The sequence below is a fragment of the Amycolatopsis sp. NPDC004169 genome, assembly GCF_040610315.1.
In the GTDB taxonomy this organism is placed as follows: domain Bacteria; phylum Actinomycetota; class Actinomycetes; order Mycobacteriales; family Pseudonocardiaceae; genus Amycolatopsis.
Genome location: NZ_JBEXMD010000006.1, coordinates 1 through 16282 on the forward strand (window position 1 = coordinate 1; position 16282 = coordinate 16282).

Consider the following 16282-nt stretch of genomic DNA (forward strand, 5'->3'; position numbering starts at 1 on the left):
GTCCGCGGGTACTTCGCCTGGTCGCTGCTGGACAACTTCGAGTGGGCGATGGGCTACACGCAGCGGTTCGGCCTGGTGCACGTCGACTTCGAGACTGGAGGGTCGGACGGCAACCCGACCCTCCAGGTACGCGACCCGACCCTCCGGGTACGCAACCCGACCCTCTGGGTGCGCGGGCCGACCCTTCGGGTGCGCAACCCGACCGCCCAGGTACGCGACCCGACCCTCTGGGTGCGCAACCCGACCGCCCAGGTACGCGACCCGACCCTCCAGGTACGCGACCCGACCGCCCAGGTACGCGGGCGGACCCTTCAGGTGCGCGTGTCGTCCGGGCAGGGGCGATGGTTCGGGCGGGGCCGAAGGGTGCGGGCCGTAGCGTGGGGGCATGGAGACGATCGCGCTGGCCGAGGTGGCCGCGGTGCTCGCCGATCCGAGCCGGGCGACCATGTGCCTCGTGCTGCTCGACGGGCGGGCCTGGACCGTCGGCGAGCTCGCAAAGGCGGCCGGGATCGCCCTCTCGACCGCCAGCGAGCACGTCAGCCGGCTGGCCGGGGCCGGGTTCGTCGCCCGGGTCAAGCAGGGGCGGGCCAGCTACGTCCGGATCGCCGACCCGCGCGTCGCCGAGCTGATCGAACACCTGGCCCAGCACGCCGAGCACCGGCCCGTCACCGGCCTGAAGCCGTCGTTGCGGGCAAAGCGGCTCGGGTTCGCGCGGACCTGCTACGACCACCTCGCCGGCGAGCTCGGCGTCGCCCTGCGTGACGGCATGCTCGCCGCCGGCCTGGTCGGCACCGCCGACGGGCTCGCCCTCACCCCGCGCGGGCGGACCGTGCTGGCCGACCTCGGCGTGCCGGTCGCCGCCGGGCGGCGGCCGCTGCTGCGTGACTGTCTGGATTGGACGGAGCGCCGCGACCACCTCGCCGGGGCGCTGCCCGCGGCCCTGCTCGACCGGGCGGTCGAGCAGGGCTGGGTGGCCAGGGACGGCCACCGCGCGGTCAAGGTGCTGCCCGCGGCGGGGGCGCCGTTCGCCGCGCTCGGTGTCGATCTCGACGCGCTCGGTGGCGTCGCCGCGCCTTAACACACCGGGTGTGCGCTACTGGGCAGCGGTACACGAACGAGTTAATCCGGCCGCTTCACTATTCTGAGTGCCCCACGGCACTCGGGAGGGAGGCGGCATGGACCAGCTCCCCGTGCTGCTCGGCGTCGGCGGTGTCGTCCTCCTCGCCTCCGTGCTGGCCGTGCGCGTGTCGATCCGGCTCGGCCTGCCCTCGCTGCTGCTGTACCTGGGGATCGGCGTCCTGCTGGGCGAAGCCGGCTTCGGCATCCGGTTCGACAGCCCCGAGCTGACCCAGTCGCTCGGCCTCGCCGCGCTCGTCATGATCCTCGCCGAAGGTGGCCTGACCACCCGGTGGTCGGCGGTGAAACCCGCGCTGGGCCGCGGGATCGCACTGTCCACAGTGGCCGTCGTGGTCAGCGTCGCGGTCACCGGCGCCGCCCTGCACTGGCTGCTGGGCCTGGACTGGCGGCTGGCGCTGCTGTGGGGCGCGGTGCTCGCCTCGACCGACGCGGCTGCGGTGTTCTCGGTGCTGCGCACGGCGGGCATCGGCAAACGGCTCACCGGCGCGCTCGAACTCGAGTCGGGCATCAACGACGCGCCGGCCTACATCGCCGTCGTGGTGCTGGCCGAAGGCACCACTGTGGACTGGACGCTGCCGCTGCTGGTGGTCTACGAGCTGACCGCGGGCCTGGTCATCGGCCTGGCCTTCGGCTGGCTCGGCGGGCTCGCGCTGCGCCGGGCCGCGCTGCCGGCGACCGGTCTCTACCCGCTGGCCACGGTCGCGGTGTGCGTCGTGGCGTACTCCTCGGGCCAGCTGCTGCACGCGTCCGGCCTGCTCGCCACCTACGTCGCCGCGCTGGTGCTCGGCAATTCGCGGCTGCCGCACCGGTCGGACACGCTGTCGTTCGCCGAGGGACTGGGCTGGCTGGCGCAGATCGGGCTGTTCGTGCTGCTGGGGCTGTTCGCCTCGCCGGAGAGGCTGCTCGACGCGGTCGTTCCGGGCCTGGTCGCGGGCGCCGTCGTGCTGCTGCTGGCGCGGCCGCTCTCGGTCGTGCTGTCGATGCTGCCGTTCCGGCTGCCGTGGCGGGAACAGGTGTTCCTGTCGTGGGCCGGGCTGCGCGGCGCGGTGCCGATCGTGCTCGCCATGATCCCGCTCTCGCGCGGCCTGCCGGGCGCGCAGCGGCTGGTCGACGCGGTGTTCGTGCTGGTCATCGTGCTGACGCTGGTGCAGGGGGCGACGCTCGGCCCGCTCGCGCACCGGCTCGGGCTGGCGAAGAAGTCCGAGGCGCACGAGATCGAGGTCGACTCCGCGCCGCTGGACGAGCTGGGCGCCGAACTCCTGCAGGTCCGCATCCAGGTGGGGTCCAAGATGCACGGCGTGTACCTGTCCGAGCTGCGGCTGCCGGTCGGGGCGACGATCAGCCTGGTCGTCCGCGACGGCGCCGGGTTCACGCCGCAGAAGACCAGCCGGCTGCAGGAGAACGACCAGCTGCTGGTCGTCACCACGAGCGCGGTCCGGGACGCGGTCGAACGCCGGCTGCGCGCGGTGGACCGGGCCGGCCGCCTCGCGCGCTGGAAGGGCGAGTCCGGCCGCTGAGCACGCTCTGTGACCGCCGTCTCAGAATGTGAGGCGGGGGTTGGCGGCCCGGCGCGTTCTCGGTACCTTCGGGCTCAGGTCATGAGTGCCAGCGCGAAGCCCCGGCTTGCTGGCCGGCAACCCTCCTACCGCGGTGGGGTGCCCCGGGTGAAGACCGGGCCGGTCGCGCCGTGCGACGGGCAAGCGCGGGCCCCTCGCCGGGGTCCCCCGGATCGCCGAGGAGGCACCCCGATGACTCTCGCCATCGACCGCACCCAGCCCGAAACCCGCGAAGCCCCCGCCATCCCCACCGTCGCCGGGGCGTCGCTGCGGGTGCCGCTGGTGACCGGCGGCGACATCGGTTACGCCAACCTCGACCACGCCGCGAGCGCACCCTGTCTCGACGCCGTCCGCGCGAAGGTCGACGAGTTCCTGCCCTGGTACGCCAGTGTCCACCGCGGCGCCGGCTTCGCCTCGCAGGTCTCCACCAAGCTCTACGAGCGCACCCGTGACGTCCTGCGCCGCTTCGTCGACGCGCGGCGGACCGACACCGTCGTCTTCACCCGCAACACCACCGACTCCTTCAACCTGCTCGCCCGCAGCCTGCCGCGGCACACCACGGTGGTCGTCTTCGACACCGAGCACCACGCCGCGCTGCTGCCCTGGCACGGGCCGAACGTCCGGCGGATCCCCACCCCGCGCACCCGCCTCGCCGCGGTGTCCGCTGTGGACGAGGCGCTGGCCGGCGCTCCGCAGGGACCGCGGCTGGTCGTCGTCACCGGCGCCTCCAACGTGACCGGCGAGCTGCTCCCGGTGGCGGAAATCGCCGCCGTGGCGCGGAAACACGGCGCCCGGGTCGCCCTCGACGCCGCCCAGTTGGCCCCGCACCGCCGGATCTCGCTCAAGGAACTGGACGTCGACTACGTCGCCCTGTCCGGCCACAAGCTGTACGCGCCCTTCGGCGCCGGTGCCCTGATCGGCCGCGCGGACTGGCTGCGCGCGGCCCGCCCGTACCTCGCCGGCGGCGGCGCGACCAAGCTCGTCACCGAGGACGCCGTCGTCTGGAACAGCGGGCCGGAGCGCCACGAAGCCGGTTCGCCCAACACCGTCGGCGTGTACGCCCTCGGCGTCGCGTGCGAGACGCTCAGCGCGAACTGGGACGCCGTCGTCGAGCACGAGCAGGCCCTGCTCACCCGGCTGCGCAAGGGGCTCGAGAGCATCCCCGGCTGCGCCGAGCTGCGGCTGTTCGACGCGCCGGTCGACCGGGTCGGCACGGTCAGCTTCGTCGTCGACGGCTTCGACCCGGGCTGGCTCGCCGCGGTGCTGTCCGCCGAGTACGGCATCGGCGTCCGCGACGGCGCCTTCTGCGCCCACATCGCGGCCAAGCGGCTGATCGCCGTCACCGGCGGCGACGGGCAGCAGGCGGTCCGCGTCAGCCTCGGCCTCGGCAGCACCGAGGAACACGTCGACCGCGTGCTGCTGGCACTGCGGCAGATCGTCGCCCGCGGGGCCCGCTGGGAGTACGCGAAGGTGGACGGCCGCTGGGCCCCGGTGGGCGACCCGCGGGAGCTGCCGCCGTTCTGCTGAGCGCTAGCCTGGGCCGATGGGGAGAGGGCCGCGTTACTGGTTTCCGCTGGCACTGCTGGGTTTCGCGCAGATCGGCGCGGTCACCGTGCAGCTGCTGTGGCGCCGGAGCCCGGCCGAAAGCGAGTCCGCGAACCTCCTCCTGTCACCGGCGGTCCCACCCGGTGCGACCGAGTACAGCCGCGCACTGCAGTGGCCGCTGGACTTCCACGTCGGGGACAGCAGCCTCCCGGCCGGGCCGGTGTGGCTGGTCACGCTCGGCGTGGCGGTCCTCGGCACGGCCGTCTGGTACGCGTTCGCCCGGCGACCGGGCCGGGTGGGGTGGTTCGCCCTCGGCACGATCGCCGCGCTGCTCGCCGTCCCGCTGCTCGACCTGGTCGGGTCCTGGCAGTTCCGGCTCGGCGACGGCCTGCGCGGCCCGCTCCTGGCCACGCTCGGCCTGCTGCTGCTCGCCGCGTACGAGCGCAGCCGGTTCGTCCTGCTGACGGCGGCGGCGTTCGCCCTGGTCGCCGTGGTGCTCTCGGCGGACATGGCCGGCATGCTGGCCTCGGCGATGATCCTGCTCGCCGCCGCGCTCGTCGCCCTGCTGCGGGGAAACCCGAGCTCGATGCCCTGACCCGATGGGGAGTCCGCGGAGGGCCTGGTTCCCGTTGGCCGCGCCGGGCTCGCCCTGCTGGTGACGTGGCCGCCCGGCCTCCCCACCGCCGAGCCCAGCCGCACGACCTACGCGAGCGCGCTCGCCGTGGCCGCCTGGCAGCTGCGGCCCCGGCGTCCGGGCCGGTTCGTGCTCGGGGCGCCGGGGTGTTCGCGCTGGTCGCGACCGTGTTCCTGCCCCCGGTCCCCGGCGCGCTCGCGGCCGTGGGCGTGCTGTTCGCGGGCGCCTTCGCCGTGCTCCTGCGGCCGCGCCCGGACGGGCCCGCCACGGCCTGACCAGCGCCGTGGACAATGGACCGGTGAGCACCGAGCCCAGCCACTCCGAACCCGACACCGCCGCGGCCGCCGAAGCCGGTCCCGATCCGGCCGCCGACGCGCCCGAGAACCCGGAGGTCCCGGCGAAGCCGCTGCTGCCGAAGCGGCGGGTCGGCTGGGTCTTCGCCGTCGCCGTCGTGTTCTGGGCGATCGACCTGGTGACGAAGAACCTGGTCGTGGCCAACCTGGAGGGCAAGGAGCCGGTCAAGGTCCTCGGCGGGCTGATCTACCTGCAGGTGATCCGCAACCCCGGTGCCGCCTTCTCGATGGCCACCGGGATGACGTGGGTGCTCGCCCTGGTCGCGCTCGCCGTGGTCATCGCGATCATCTGGCTGTCGCGGCGGCTGCGCTCGATCGGCTGGGCGATCGGCCTCGGCCTGGTGCTCGCCGGGGCCACCGGCAACCTGACCGACCGCATCTTCCGCGCGCCCGGCGGCCTGCAGGGCCACGTCGTCGACTTCATCTCGGCCTTCGCCCCCAACGGCAAGGGCTTCGCGATCTTCAACATCGCCGACTCCGCGATCTGCGTCGGCGGCGCCCTGATCGTGCTGCTGTCCCTGCTGGGCAAGGACTACGACGGCACCTCGACCAAGGACAAGAAGAAGGAACAGGCCCAGGAGACGCAGGAGGAGCAGGCGTGAGCTCGCGGATGCTCCCGGTCCCCGACGGGCTCGACGGGATGCGGGTCGACGCCGGCCTCGCCAAGCTGCTCGGGCTGTCCCGCACGGTCGTCGCCGAGCTCGCCGAGTCCGGGGACGTGCTGCTCGACGGCCGTCCCGCGGGCAAGTCCGACCGCCTCTCCGGCGGCGGCCTGCTGGAGATCACCCTGCCGGAGCCGTCGAACCCGGTCGAGGTCGTCGCGCAGCCGGTCGAAGGCATGCAGATCCTGCACGACGACGACGACATCGTGGTGATCTCCAAGCCGGTCGGCGTCGCGGTGCACCCGAGCCCGGGCTGGACCGGCCCGACCGTCGTCGGCGGCCTCGCGGCGGCGGGCCTGCGGATCGCCACCTCCGGCGCGGCCGAGCGCCAGGGCGTCGTCCACCGGCTCGACGCGGGCACCACCGGCGTGATGGTGGTGGCCAAGAGCGAGCACGCCTACACCGTGCTGAAGCGCGCCTTCAAGGAGCGCACGGTCGACAAGGGCTACCACGCGATCGTCCAGGGCCACCCGGACCCGATGCGCGGCACCATCGACGCCCCGATCGACCGCCACCCGCGCCACGACTACAAGTTCGCCGTCGTCCAGGGCGGCCGGCCCAGCGTGACGCACTACGAGGTCGTCGAGGCGTTCCGGGCGGCGTCGCTGGCGCACATCAAGCTGGAAACCGGGCGGACGCACCAGATCCGCGTCCACTTCTCGGCGCTGCGGCACCCCTGCGTCGGTGACCTGACCTACGGCGCCGACCCGGTACTGGCCCGCCACCTCGGCCTGAGCCGTCAGTGGCTGCACGCGAAGACCCTGGCGTTCGCGCACCCGGCCGACGGCCGCTGGGTCGAGTTCGAGTCGGAGTACCCGGACGACCTCGCGAAGGCCCTCGAGATCCTGCGCGAGGAAAGCTACTAGTGAGGCTTGTTCTGCCGTCGCCCGCCGCAGAACTCCTCGAGCGGCCGCCGGTCTCCGCGTGGGCCGCGGCGGGCTGACCAGAACAAGCCTCAATCCTCGATCGACCAGGTCAGCGTGCGCTCGTCCGGCTCCGGCCGCGGGCTCCAGCGCACCGAGACGACGCGGGTGGCGTCCGGCAGCACGTAGACCGTGTGCCCGCCCAGCGTCTCGCCCGGCTTGACGCCGATCTTGTGCGGCGGCCGCGAGGTCAGCGACACCGGCGCCTTGCCGATCGCCTGGCCGTCGGCGGCGAGCAGCTCGAGGTAGTTGTCCGGCAGCGACGCGAACGGGATCGCCCCGCGGTTGGTGATCTCGGTGTGCACGACCACTGCGCGCTCGCCGTCCTCCAGCCGGTAGCCGGCCGCGCTGAACAGGTAGTCGGCCGGGTCCTGGACCTCGAGCAGCTGCACCGACAGCTGCTCGCCCTCCAGGCCCTGTGTCTCCATGACCTCGCCGAGCCTGCCCTTCCTGCCTGCCGCGGGACCGGACGGCCGGGCGGGCTCGTCGCCGCGGGCCCACGACGCCGTCTGCGGCACGCCCCAGGTGCTCACGGCGGGGTCGAGCGGGACCGGCGGCGGCGTGAACGGCCGGGGCGGGCGCGGCGGCTGTGCCTGGGGCGGCGGGCCCGGGTAGCGGCCGGACGGCGTCCCCTGGACGGGGTGCGGCCCCGACGGCGTGCCCTGGACGGTGTAGGGCCCGGAGGGCGCGCCCTGCACGGTGTACGGCCCGGACGGGACGCCCTGGACGGTGTACGGCCCCGACGGCGTCCCCTGGACCGGCGGCGGCATCGGCGGGGCCGGCTGCTGCGGCACCGGCTGCGAGGGGGGCGGGAACTGCGGCGGCCGGTTCGCCCACGACGGCGGCGCGCCGGCGATGGCCGCGCGCAGGCCGTTCGGGTCGCTTTCGACGCCGACGAGTAGGGGCAGCCCGCTGCCGGAGAGGGCGACCAGCCGGTAGGCGACCTCGCGGGGGTCCATGCCGACCTTGGCCGCCAGCTCGTGCACGGCCGCCTTGCCGAGTTCGGCGAGCGCGGCGAGCAGGCGGGTATCCACGGGATCGGTCACGGCCACCTGAAGAACGCTACCGCCTGGCCGATCCGCGACGCCGCAGGCCGTCCGCCCCGGGCGAACGGCGCGGCGTTTCTGTCGGTGATCTCCGTTAGGGTCGGCCTTGAGCACATCAGCCGAAGCTGGGGGTCCTGCCATGACCGCGGTCACCGAACTCGCCGACGAGTTCGTCGAAGCGATGTTCGCCGCCGATCCGCTGACGCCGGCGCTGCTGGGCATCCGCCCGGCGGAGCCCGGCCTGCCGGACCTGTCCGCCGAAGCCGAGCAGGCGTTCCGCGCTCGGCTCGTGGCGTTCCTCGATCGCGCCCGAGCCCTGCCCGCCGAGGACGCCGAAGACCGGATCACCCGCGAGGTGCTGATCACCACGGCCGAGAACCGCATCGCCTCGATAGACAGCCGGCTGGCCGAGTTCACCGTCACCGACCTGTCCACCGGTCCGGCGGCCGGACTGCTCATGGCGCTGCCGATGACGACGGTGACGGCGGGTGAAGCCGCGGAGGCCCAGCTCGGCAGGCTCGCCGCGATCCCCGGCTACCTGCGCCAGGCCGCGCAGCGGCACGCCGAGGGCATCGCGGGCGGCCTGCTGCCGGTGGCCCACCTGGTCGACGCCGCGGTCGCCCACCTCGACCGCTACCTCGCCGAACCCGCTGCCGACCCGCTGCGCCGCCAGCCGGCGCCGGACGAGGAGTTCGAGCGGCGGCGGGAGGAACTGCTCGCCGATGTCGTCCGCCCGGCCTTCGCGGAGTACCGCGAGTTCCTGGTCACCGAGGTCAAGCCGCACGGGCGGCCCGCGGACCGGCCCGGCGTGTCGTGGCTGCCCGGCGGCGAGGAGACCTACGCCCGGCTGGCGCGGCTGCACACGACCACCGAGCTCACCCCCGCCGAGCTGCACCGGATCGGCCTCGACACCATCGAGGCGCTCGCTGCCGAGTACCGCGAGCTGGGGCTGAAGGTGTTCGGGACCGACGACCTGGCCGCGATCTTCGAGCGCCTGCGCACCGACCCGGCGCTGCGCTGGCGCAGTGCGGACGAGCTGCTGGAGACCGCCCGCACGGCCGTCGCCCGTGCCGCCGCCGAAGCCCCGAAGTGGTTCGGCCGGATCCCCGAACAGCAGTGCACGGTCGAAGCCGTGCCGGCGGAGGTCGCGCCCGGCGCGCCGGCGGCCTACTACCTGCGCGCGGCCGCCGACGGCTCCCGGCCGGGCATCTACTTCGCGAACACCCACGAGGCCACCGAGCGGCTCCGGCACATGGCCGAGTCGGTCGCGTTCCACGAAGCCGTGCCGGGGCACCACTTCCAGCTCAGCATCGCCCAGGGGCGCACCGAGCTGCCGCTGCTGCGCCGGATCGGGGTGTTCAACGCCTACGTCGAGGGCTGGGGGCTCTACAGCGAGCGCCTGGCCGACGAGATGGGGCTCTACTCCGACGACATCGCCCGGCTCGGCATGCTGGCCGGTGACTCGGTGCGGGCGGGCAGGCTGGTCGTCGATACCGGGCTGCACGCGCTGGGCTGGAGCAGGCAGCAGGCCGTCGACTACCTCGCCGAGCACACGCCGGGCGCGCTCCTGGAGATCGAGTCCGAGGTCGACCGCTACATCGCCTGGCCGGGCCAGGCGCTCGGGTACATGGTGGGGCGGCGGGAGATCCAGCGCGCCCGGACCCGCGCCGAGCAGCGGCTCGGCTCGCGGTTCGACGTCCGCGCCTTCCACGACCTCGTGCTGGCCGGCGGCCAGCTGCCGCTTTCGGTGCTCGACTCGGTCGTCGACGAATGGGTGGCCGGGCACGGTGACACCGTCGACGGCCTGGCGAGCGAGCTCGTCGAGCTGTCCTTCGCACAGGAGCCGCTGAACCCGTCGGTGCTCGGGTTGCCCGGCGACCACGACCGGCTCGCCGACCAGACGCGGGCCGCGCAGGAGCACTACCGCGAGGCGTACACGGCGATCGCGGCCCGCGCCCGGGCCCTGGCCACCGGCGGACTGACGCCGGAGGAAGCCGTCACCCGCGAGGTCGTGATCGCCTCCGCCGAGGTGGAGGCCGATCGGCTGGGCGCGCTGACCGCCGATCTCGCGGTCAGCGACGGGCTCACCGCGCCCGCGCTCGGCCTGCTGATGTACCTGCCGTACTACCGGCTGGACGACGAGAAGAAGGCGCGCGGCTACCTGGCCCGGCTCGCCGCGATCGAGCCGTTCCTCGCCCAGCTGACCGAGCGGCAGCGCGAGAGCCTGGCCGAAGGGCTGGTGCCGCCGGCGTACCTGGCCCGCGTCGGCATCGAGTACGTCGAGCGCTACCTCGGCGCGCCGGAAACCGACCCGCTGAAGGTCGGCACGACGGCGGCCGTCGAAGGCTTCGAAGCCGAGCGAGACCGGCTGCTCGCCGACGTCGTCCGGCCCGCGTACGCGCGGTACCGCGACTTCCTGCGTGACGAGGTCGAGCCGGCCGGCAGGCCCGACACCGCCCCGGGCATCTCGCACGTGCCGGGCGGGGCCGAGCGGTACGCCGCGCTGATCCGCGCGGAGACCACCACCGAGCGCACCGCGCAGGAGCTGCACGAAACCGGGCTGGCGCTGATCGAAAAGCTCGCGGGGGAGTACCGCGAGCTGGGCGCGAAGGTGTTCGGCACCACCGAGCTCGCCGAAATCTTCGAGCGCCTGCGCACGGACCCGGCGCTGCGCTGGCGGGACGGCGAGGAGCTGCTGTCCGCGGCGCGGGACGCCATCGCCCGCGCCGAAGCCGTCGCCCCGCGGTGGTTCTCCCGCATCCCGGCTGAAAAGTGCGAGGTCGCGCCGGTGCCGGAGGCCGACGCGGCGAGCGGCACGATCGCCTACTACCTCCAGCCGTCGCTCGACGGCACGCGGCCCGGCACGTACTACGCGAACACCCACGAGGCGGAGAAGCGGCCGCGGTTCACCAGCGAGGCGATCGCGTTCCACGAAGCCGTTCCGGGGCACCACTTCCAGCTGAGCCTGGCCCAGGAACTGCGTGACCTGCCGCTGCTGCGGCGGATCGGCATGTTCAACGCCTACGCCGAAGGCTGGGGGCTCTACGCCGAGCGCCTCGCCGACGAGATGGGCCTGTACTCCGACGACGTCTCGCGGCTGGGCATGCTCACGCAGGACTCGATGCGGGCCGGCCGGCTGGTCGTCGACACGGGCCTGCACGCGCTGGGCTGGAGCCGGCAGCGGGCGATCGACTTCCTGGTCGAAAACACGCCGATGGCGCGGCTGGAGATCGAGGCGGAGATCGACCGGTACATCGGCTGGCCGGGCCAGGCGCTCGGCTACATGGTGGGGCGGCTGGAGATCCAGCGGCTGCGCGCCGAAGCCGAGCAGGCGCTGGGCGAGCGCTTCGACATCCGCGGGTTCCACGAAGTCGTGCTGGGCCACGGCATGCTGCCGCTCTCGGCGCTGGCCAAGGTGGTCGAGGACTGGGTGGCCGGGCAGCTCGACACGCCCGGGAAGCTGGCCGACGAGCTGCTCGCGCTGGACTTCGAACGGCAGCCGCTGTTGCCGTCGCTGTACGGCCTGCCCGGCGACCACAGCCGGCTGCCCGACCCGAGCGCGGAGGCCGCAGCCCGCCTGCGCGCGGGTTACGCGGCGATCGCCGCGCGCGCCGAAGCCTTCGACACCGCCGGGCTGCCCGCCGAGGAGCGCGTCACCCGGGAAGTCGTGCTGTCGCAGGCGAAGGCGGCCATCGACGAGATCGATTCCGGGCGTGCCGACATCTCGGTCAGCGACGGGATCGCCGCTCCCGCGTTGCAGCTGCTGCTCTACCTGCCGCAGACGGTGCTGGACGACGAGCCGAAGGCCCGCGGCTACCTGAGCAGGCTCGCCGGTTTCGCGGGCTACCTCGACGCGCTGGTCGAGCGGCAGCGTGGGGCGGCGGCTGAAGGGCGGGTGCCGCCGGGCTTCCTGGTGCGCATCGGCATCGAGTACGTCGACCGCTACCTCGGCGCGCCCGATAATGACCCGCTGCGGGTGACACCGGCGTACGCGCTCGAAGGCTTCGAAGCCGAGCGCGATCGCCTGCTCGCCGAAGTCGTCCGGCCCGCGTACGCGCGCTACCGCGCCTTCCTGGCCGAGGAGCTCGCGCCGGTGGCCCGGCCCGAGACGTCCCCGGGGATCGGCGACCTGCCGGGCGGGCCGGAGCGGTACGCCGCGCTGATCCGCCTCGAAACGACCACCGAGCGCACGGCACAGGAACTGCACGAAACCGGCCTCGCGCTGATCGAGAAGCTGGCGGGGGAGTACCGCGAGCTGGGCGGGAAGCTGTTCGGCACCACGGATCTCGGGGAGATCTTCGACCGGATCCGGACCGACCCGGCGCTGCGCTGGCGGGACGGCGAGGAGCTGCTGGCCGGGGCCCGGGCCGCCATCGCCCGTGCGGAAGCCGTGGCGGGGCAGTGGTTTTCGCGGGTACCGGAGCAGCAGTGCCAGGTCGCGCCGGTGCCGGAGGCCGACGCGGCGAGCGGCACGATCGCCTACTACCTGCGGCCGTCGCTCGACGGCACGCGCCCGGGCACGTACTACGCGAACACGTTCGAGGCGGAGAAGCGGCCGCGGTTCACCAGCGAGGCGATCGCGTTCCACGAAGCCGTTCCGGGGCACCACTTCCAGCTGTGTCTCGCCCAGGGCCTCACCGGATTGCCGCTGCTGCGCCGGATCCTGCACGTCAACGCGTACGGCGAGGGCTGGGGACTGTACGCCGAGCGGCTGGCCGACGAGATGGGCCTGTACTCCGACGACGTCTCGCGGCTGGGCATGCTGACCCAGGATTCGATGCGGGCGGGCCGGCTGGTCGTCGACACCGGGCTGCACGCGCTCGGGTGGAGCCGGCAGCAGGCCGTCGACTACCTCGCCGAAAACACGCCGATGGCGCGGCTGGAAATCGAAGCGGAGATCGACCGCTACGCCGCCGACCCGGGCCAGGCGCTGGGCTACATGGTGGGGCGGCTGGAGATCGAGCGGCTGCGCGCGGAGGCCGAGCAGGCGCTGGGCGAGGCGTTCGACGTCCGCGAGTTCCACGACGTGGTGCTGGGCAGCGGAACCCTGCCGCTGCCGGTGCTGTCCGGCGTGGTCGCGGAGTGGGTGGCCGGGCACCGGGACACGCCCGGGAAGCTGGCCGACGAATGCCTGGAGCTGATGTTCGAGGCGCAGCCGCTGTTCCCGTCGCTGTACGGCCTGCCGGGCACGCACGACAAGCTGGCCGACCAGTCCGCCGAAGCCGCCGCCCGGTTCCGCGCCGGGCTCGCCGGTCTCGTCGAGCGCGCGGAGGCGATCGACGCGGCCACGCTTACGCCGGCCGAGCGCGTCACCCGGGACGTGGTGATCTGGCAGGCGCGCACCCAGATCGACGTGCTCGACTCGGGCCGGGCCGACATCGCGGTGAGCGACGGGCTGGCCGCGCCGGCCCTCGAGCTGCTGATGGCGCTGCCGCAGACGGTCCTCGACGACGATGCCAAGGCACGCGGCTACTTGAGCAGGCTCGCCGCGATCGGCACGTACCTGGACCAGCTGATCGAGCGGCAGCGGGCGGCGCTCGCCGAGGGCCTGACGCCGCCGGAGTTCCTGGCGCGCATCGGCGTCGGCTACGTCGACCGGTACCTCGCCGCTCCGGACGACGACCCGCTGAAGGTGCCGGTCCGGGGCCTCGAAGCCGAGCGCGACCGGTTGCTGGCCGAAGTGGTGTGGCCGGCGTACCGGCGCTACCGGGACTTCCTGGCCGACGAAGTGGTCCCGGTGGCCCGGCCCGAGACGTCGCCGGGCATCGGCGACCTGCCGGGCGGCCCGGAGCGCTACGCGGCGCTGATCCGGGCGGAGACGACGACCGAGCGCACCCCGCAGGAACTGCACGAAACGGGCCTGGCGATCATCGAGCAGCTGGCGGCGGAGTACCGCGAGCTGGGCGCCGAGGTGTTCGGCACGACCGAGCTGCCGGAGATCTTCGAGCGCGTGCGCACCGACCCGGCCCTGCGCTGGCGCGACGGCGACGAGCTGCTGGAGTCGGCCCGCGCGGCGATCACCCGTGCGGAAGCCGTGGCGCCCCAGTGGTTCCTGCGGGTGCCGGAGCAGCGTTGCCAGGTCGCCCCGGTGCCCGACGCGGAGGCCGAAAGCGGGTCGATCGCCTACTACATCGATCCGTCGCTCGACGGTTCCCGCCCGGGGACCTACTACGCGAACACGCGCGACGCGGACCAGCGGCAGCGGACGCTGAGCGAGTCGGTGGCGTTCCACGAAGCCGTGCCGGGCCACCACTTCCAGCTGACGCTCGCCCAGCAGCTGACCGACGTGCCGCTGCTGCGCAGGGTCGCCATGTTCAACGCCTTCTGCGAGGGCTGGGGCCTGTACGCCGAGCGCCTCGCGGACGAGATGGGGCTGTACTCGGACAGCACGTCGAGGCTCGGCCTGCTGACCCAGGATTCGATGCGCGCGGCGCGCCTGGTGGTGGACACGGGCCTGCACGCACTGGGCTGGAGCCGCCAGCAGGCGGTGGACTACCTGGTCGAGAACACCCCGATGGCCCGCATCGAGATCGAGGCGGAGATCGACCGGTACGCGGGCCACCCGGGCCAGGCCCTGAGCTACATGGTGGGCCGCTTGGAGATCGAGCGCCTGCGCGCGGAGGCCGAGCGCGAGCTGGGCGAGGCGTTCGACATCCGCGAGTTCCACGACGTGGTGCTGGGCAGCGGAACCCTGCCGCTCCCGGTGCTGGCGGACGTGGTGGCGGAGTGGGTGACGAGCCGGGCCGCAAGGGAAACCGAGTGAGGAGGGCCGCCGGGGTGGCCGCGGGAGGCCGACCCGGTCCGCGGTGCGACCGGGCCGCGACGGTGCCGGGCGGGCGGCGTGCACTGCCCCGAGCGACGCGCGGCAGCCGCGGGCTGCGGCGGGTGAGCGTGCGGTCGGCCGGTGCGGCCCGGGTGCGGCGGAACGCACCGCCGGCTCACGTGCCCGAAGCCGGAACTCGCGTGCCCGAAGCGGGAACTCGCGTGCTCGAAGCCGGAAGTCGCGTGTTTGGAGCCGGGCCTCGCGTGCTTGGAGCCGGAACTCGCGTGCTTGGAGCCGGTACGGCGGGAATCACGCGAGTTCCGTGTTCGATCACCCGCCCACCCGCCCGAACCGGCGCCCGATTCGTCCTGACCGACCACCCGGCGGCACGAGCCGCCTTGGCTGAGGAGTGCACTTGACCTGGCTTGAGCTCCCCGAAGACACCCCCTTCGGCCTGGGCAACCTGCCCTACGGGGTCTTCTCCGTCGGCGGGGCGCCCGAACGGCGGGTCGGCGTGCCCGTCGGCGAGCACGTTCTCGACCTGACCGCCGCGGCCGCCGAGACCGCTGCCCCCTTCGCGCCGCTGCTCACCGCCGGCGTGCTCAACCCGCTGCTCGCCGCCGGGGCCGGCACCTGGCGCGAGGTCCGCGAAAGCCTCACCGAGTGGCTGACCGAACCCCGCTACGCCGACCAGCTCCGGCCGCACCTCGTGCCGCTGGCCGAGGTCACCACCCACCTCGCCTTCGAGGTCGCCGACTACGTCGACTTCTACTCCAGCGAGCAGCACGCCCTCAACGCCGGCCGGATCTTCCGCCCGGACGCCACCGAACTGCTGCCCAACTGGAAGCACCTGCCGATCGGCTACCACGGCCGGGCCGGCACCGTCGTCGCGTCGGGCACTCCGGTCGTCCGGCCGCACGGGCAGCGCAAGCCGCGCAACGCCGATGTGCCCTCCTTCGGACTGTCGCAGCGGCTGGACATCGAGGCGGAGGTCGGGTTCGTCGTCGGCACCCCGTCCGCGCCCGGCAGCCGGGTGTCCACGGCGGACTTCGCCGAGCACGTCTTCGGTGTCTGCCTGGTCAACGACTGGTCGGCCCGTGACATCCAGGCCTGGGAGTACCAGCCGCTCGGCCCGTTCCTCGGCAAGTCGTTCGCGACGTCGGTGTCGCCGTGGATCGTGCCGCTGGCCGCGCTGGACCACGCGCGCGTCGACGGCCCGCCGCAGGACCCGGAGCCGTTCGCCTACCTCCGGACCAGCGAACCCTGGGGCCTGGACCTGGCCATGGAGATCCGCCTCAACGGCCACCTGGTGTCGAGCCCGCCGTTCGCGACGCAGTACTGGACGGCGCCGCAGCAGCTGGCGCACATGACCGTCAACGGCGCGAGCCTGCGCACCGGCGACCTCTTCGCCTCGGGCACGGTGACCGGCCCGGAGCGCGACCAGCGCGGCTCGTTCCTGGAGCTGTCCTGGGGCGGCCAGGAGCCCCTGGAACTGCCCGGCGGCGTGACGAGGACGTTCCTCGAGGACGGCGACGAGGTGGTGATCAGCGCGACCGCCCCCGGCCCGGGCGGCACGCGCATCGGCTTCGGCGAGGTGCGGGGGACGGTGGTCGCGGGCGGATAGTGGCGCTACCCACACCGGCGCGGGCCGGGCAGCGCGCAT

At 73.8% G+C, this 16282-nt stretch carries 10 protein-coding genes, 1 pseudogene and 1 riboswitch; of the genes and pseudogenes, 10 read left to right on the plus strand and 1 reads right to left on the minus strand.

Annotated features, from left to right (window positions below):
- The 8 genes and pseudogenes from ABZX11_RS09780 to ABZX11_RS09815 form a co-directional block, all read left to right on the plus strand.
- Positions 1-96 (plus strand): annotated as a pseudogene (locus ABZX11_RS09780) (family 1 glycosylhydrolase); the annotation flags it as partial.
- Positions 97-385: 289 nt separating this feature from the next.
- Positions 386-1078, plus strand: a complete 693-nt coding sequence (locus ABZX11_RS09785) for a metalloregulator ArsR/SmtB family transcription factor (RefSeq protein ID WP_354911504.1) — start codon at positions 386-388, stop codon at positions 1076-1078.
- Positions 1079-1175: 97 nt separating this feature from the next.
- Positions 1176-2654 carry a potassium/proton antiporter gene (locus tag ABZX11_RS09790; protein WP_354911506.1) on the plus strand — a complete coding sequence of 493 codons (1479 nt, stop codon included), beginning with the start codon at positions 1176-1178 and terminating at the stop codon, positions 2652-2654.
- A 77-nt stretch (positions 2655-2731) separates the two neighbouring features.
- Positions 2732-2846, plus strand: a riboswitch (SAM riboswitch).
- A 39-nt stretch (positions 2847-2885) separates the two neighbouring features.
- Complete coding sequence (locus tag ABZX11_RS09795; protein ID WP_354911509.1) at positions 2886-4220, plus strand: aminotransferase class V-fold PLP-dependent enzyme; 1335 nt, start codon at positions 2886-2888, stop codon at positions 4218-4220.
- A 16-nt stretch (positions 4221-4236) separates the two neighbouring features.
- Complete coding sequence (locus tag ABZX11_RS09800; protein WP_354911512.1) at positions 4237-4833, plus strand: hypothetical protein; 597 nt, start codon at positions 4237-4239, stop codon at positions 4831-4833.
- 185 nt (positions 4834-5018) lie between these two features.
- Positions 5019-5147, plus strand: a complete 129-nt coding sequence (locus tag ABZX11_RS09805) for a hypothetical protein (RefSeq protein WP_354911515.1) — start codon at positions 5019-5021, stop codon at positions 5145-5147.
- A gap of 131 nt (positions 5148-5278) precedes the next feature.
- Entirely contained in the window at positions 5279-5827 is a 549-nt protein-coding gene (gene lspA / locus ABZX11_RS09810; RefSeq protein WP_217709802.1) for a signal peptidase II, read from the plus strand.
- On the plus strand, positions 5824-6753 hold the full coding sequence (locus tag ABZX11_RS09815) for an RluA family pseudouridine synthase (RefSeq protein WP_354911518.1): 930 nt from the start codon (positions 5824-5826) through the stop codon (positions 6751-6753). Before lspA ends, ABZX11_RS09815 begins: the two co-directional genes overlap by 4 nt.
- Before the next feature lie 89 nt (positions 6754-6842).
- Here ABZX11_RS09815 and ABZX11_RS09820 read toward each other — a convergent pair whose 3' ends face one another.
- Entirely contained in the window at positions 6843-7862 is a 1020-nt protein-coding gene (locus ABZX11_RS09820; RefSeq protein ID WP_176176407.1) for an AsnC family protein, read from the minus strand.
- A gap of 133 nt (positions 7863-7995) precedes the next feature.
- Here ABZX11_RS09820 and ABZX11_RS09825 point away from each other — a divergent pair, with 133 nt between their 5' ends.
- Both ABZX11_RS09825 and fahA read left to right on the plus strand, forming a co-directional pair.
- The gene (locus ABZX11_RS09825; protein ID WP_354911521.1) at positions 7996-14619 is read left to right on the plus strand and encodes a DUF885 domain-containing protein; all 6624 of its coding nucleotides are present in this window, start codon (positions 7996-7998) and stop codon (positions 14617-14619) included.
- Between the two features lie 409 nt (positions 14620-15028).
- Entirely contained in the window at positions 15029-16243 is a 1215-nt protein-coding gene (fahA, locus tag ABZX11_RS09830) for a fumarylacetoacetase (protein ID WP_354911524.1), read from the plus strand.
- The last annotated feature ends 39 nt before the right edge of the window (positions 16244-16282 follow it).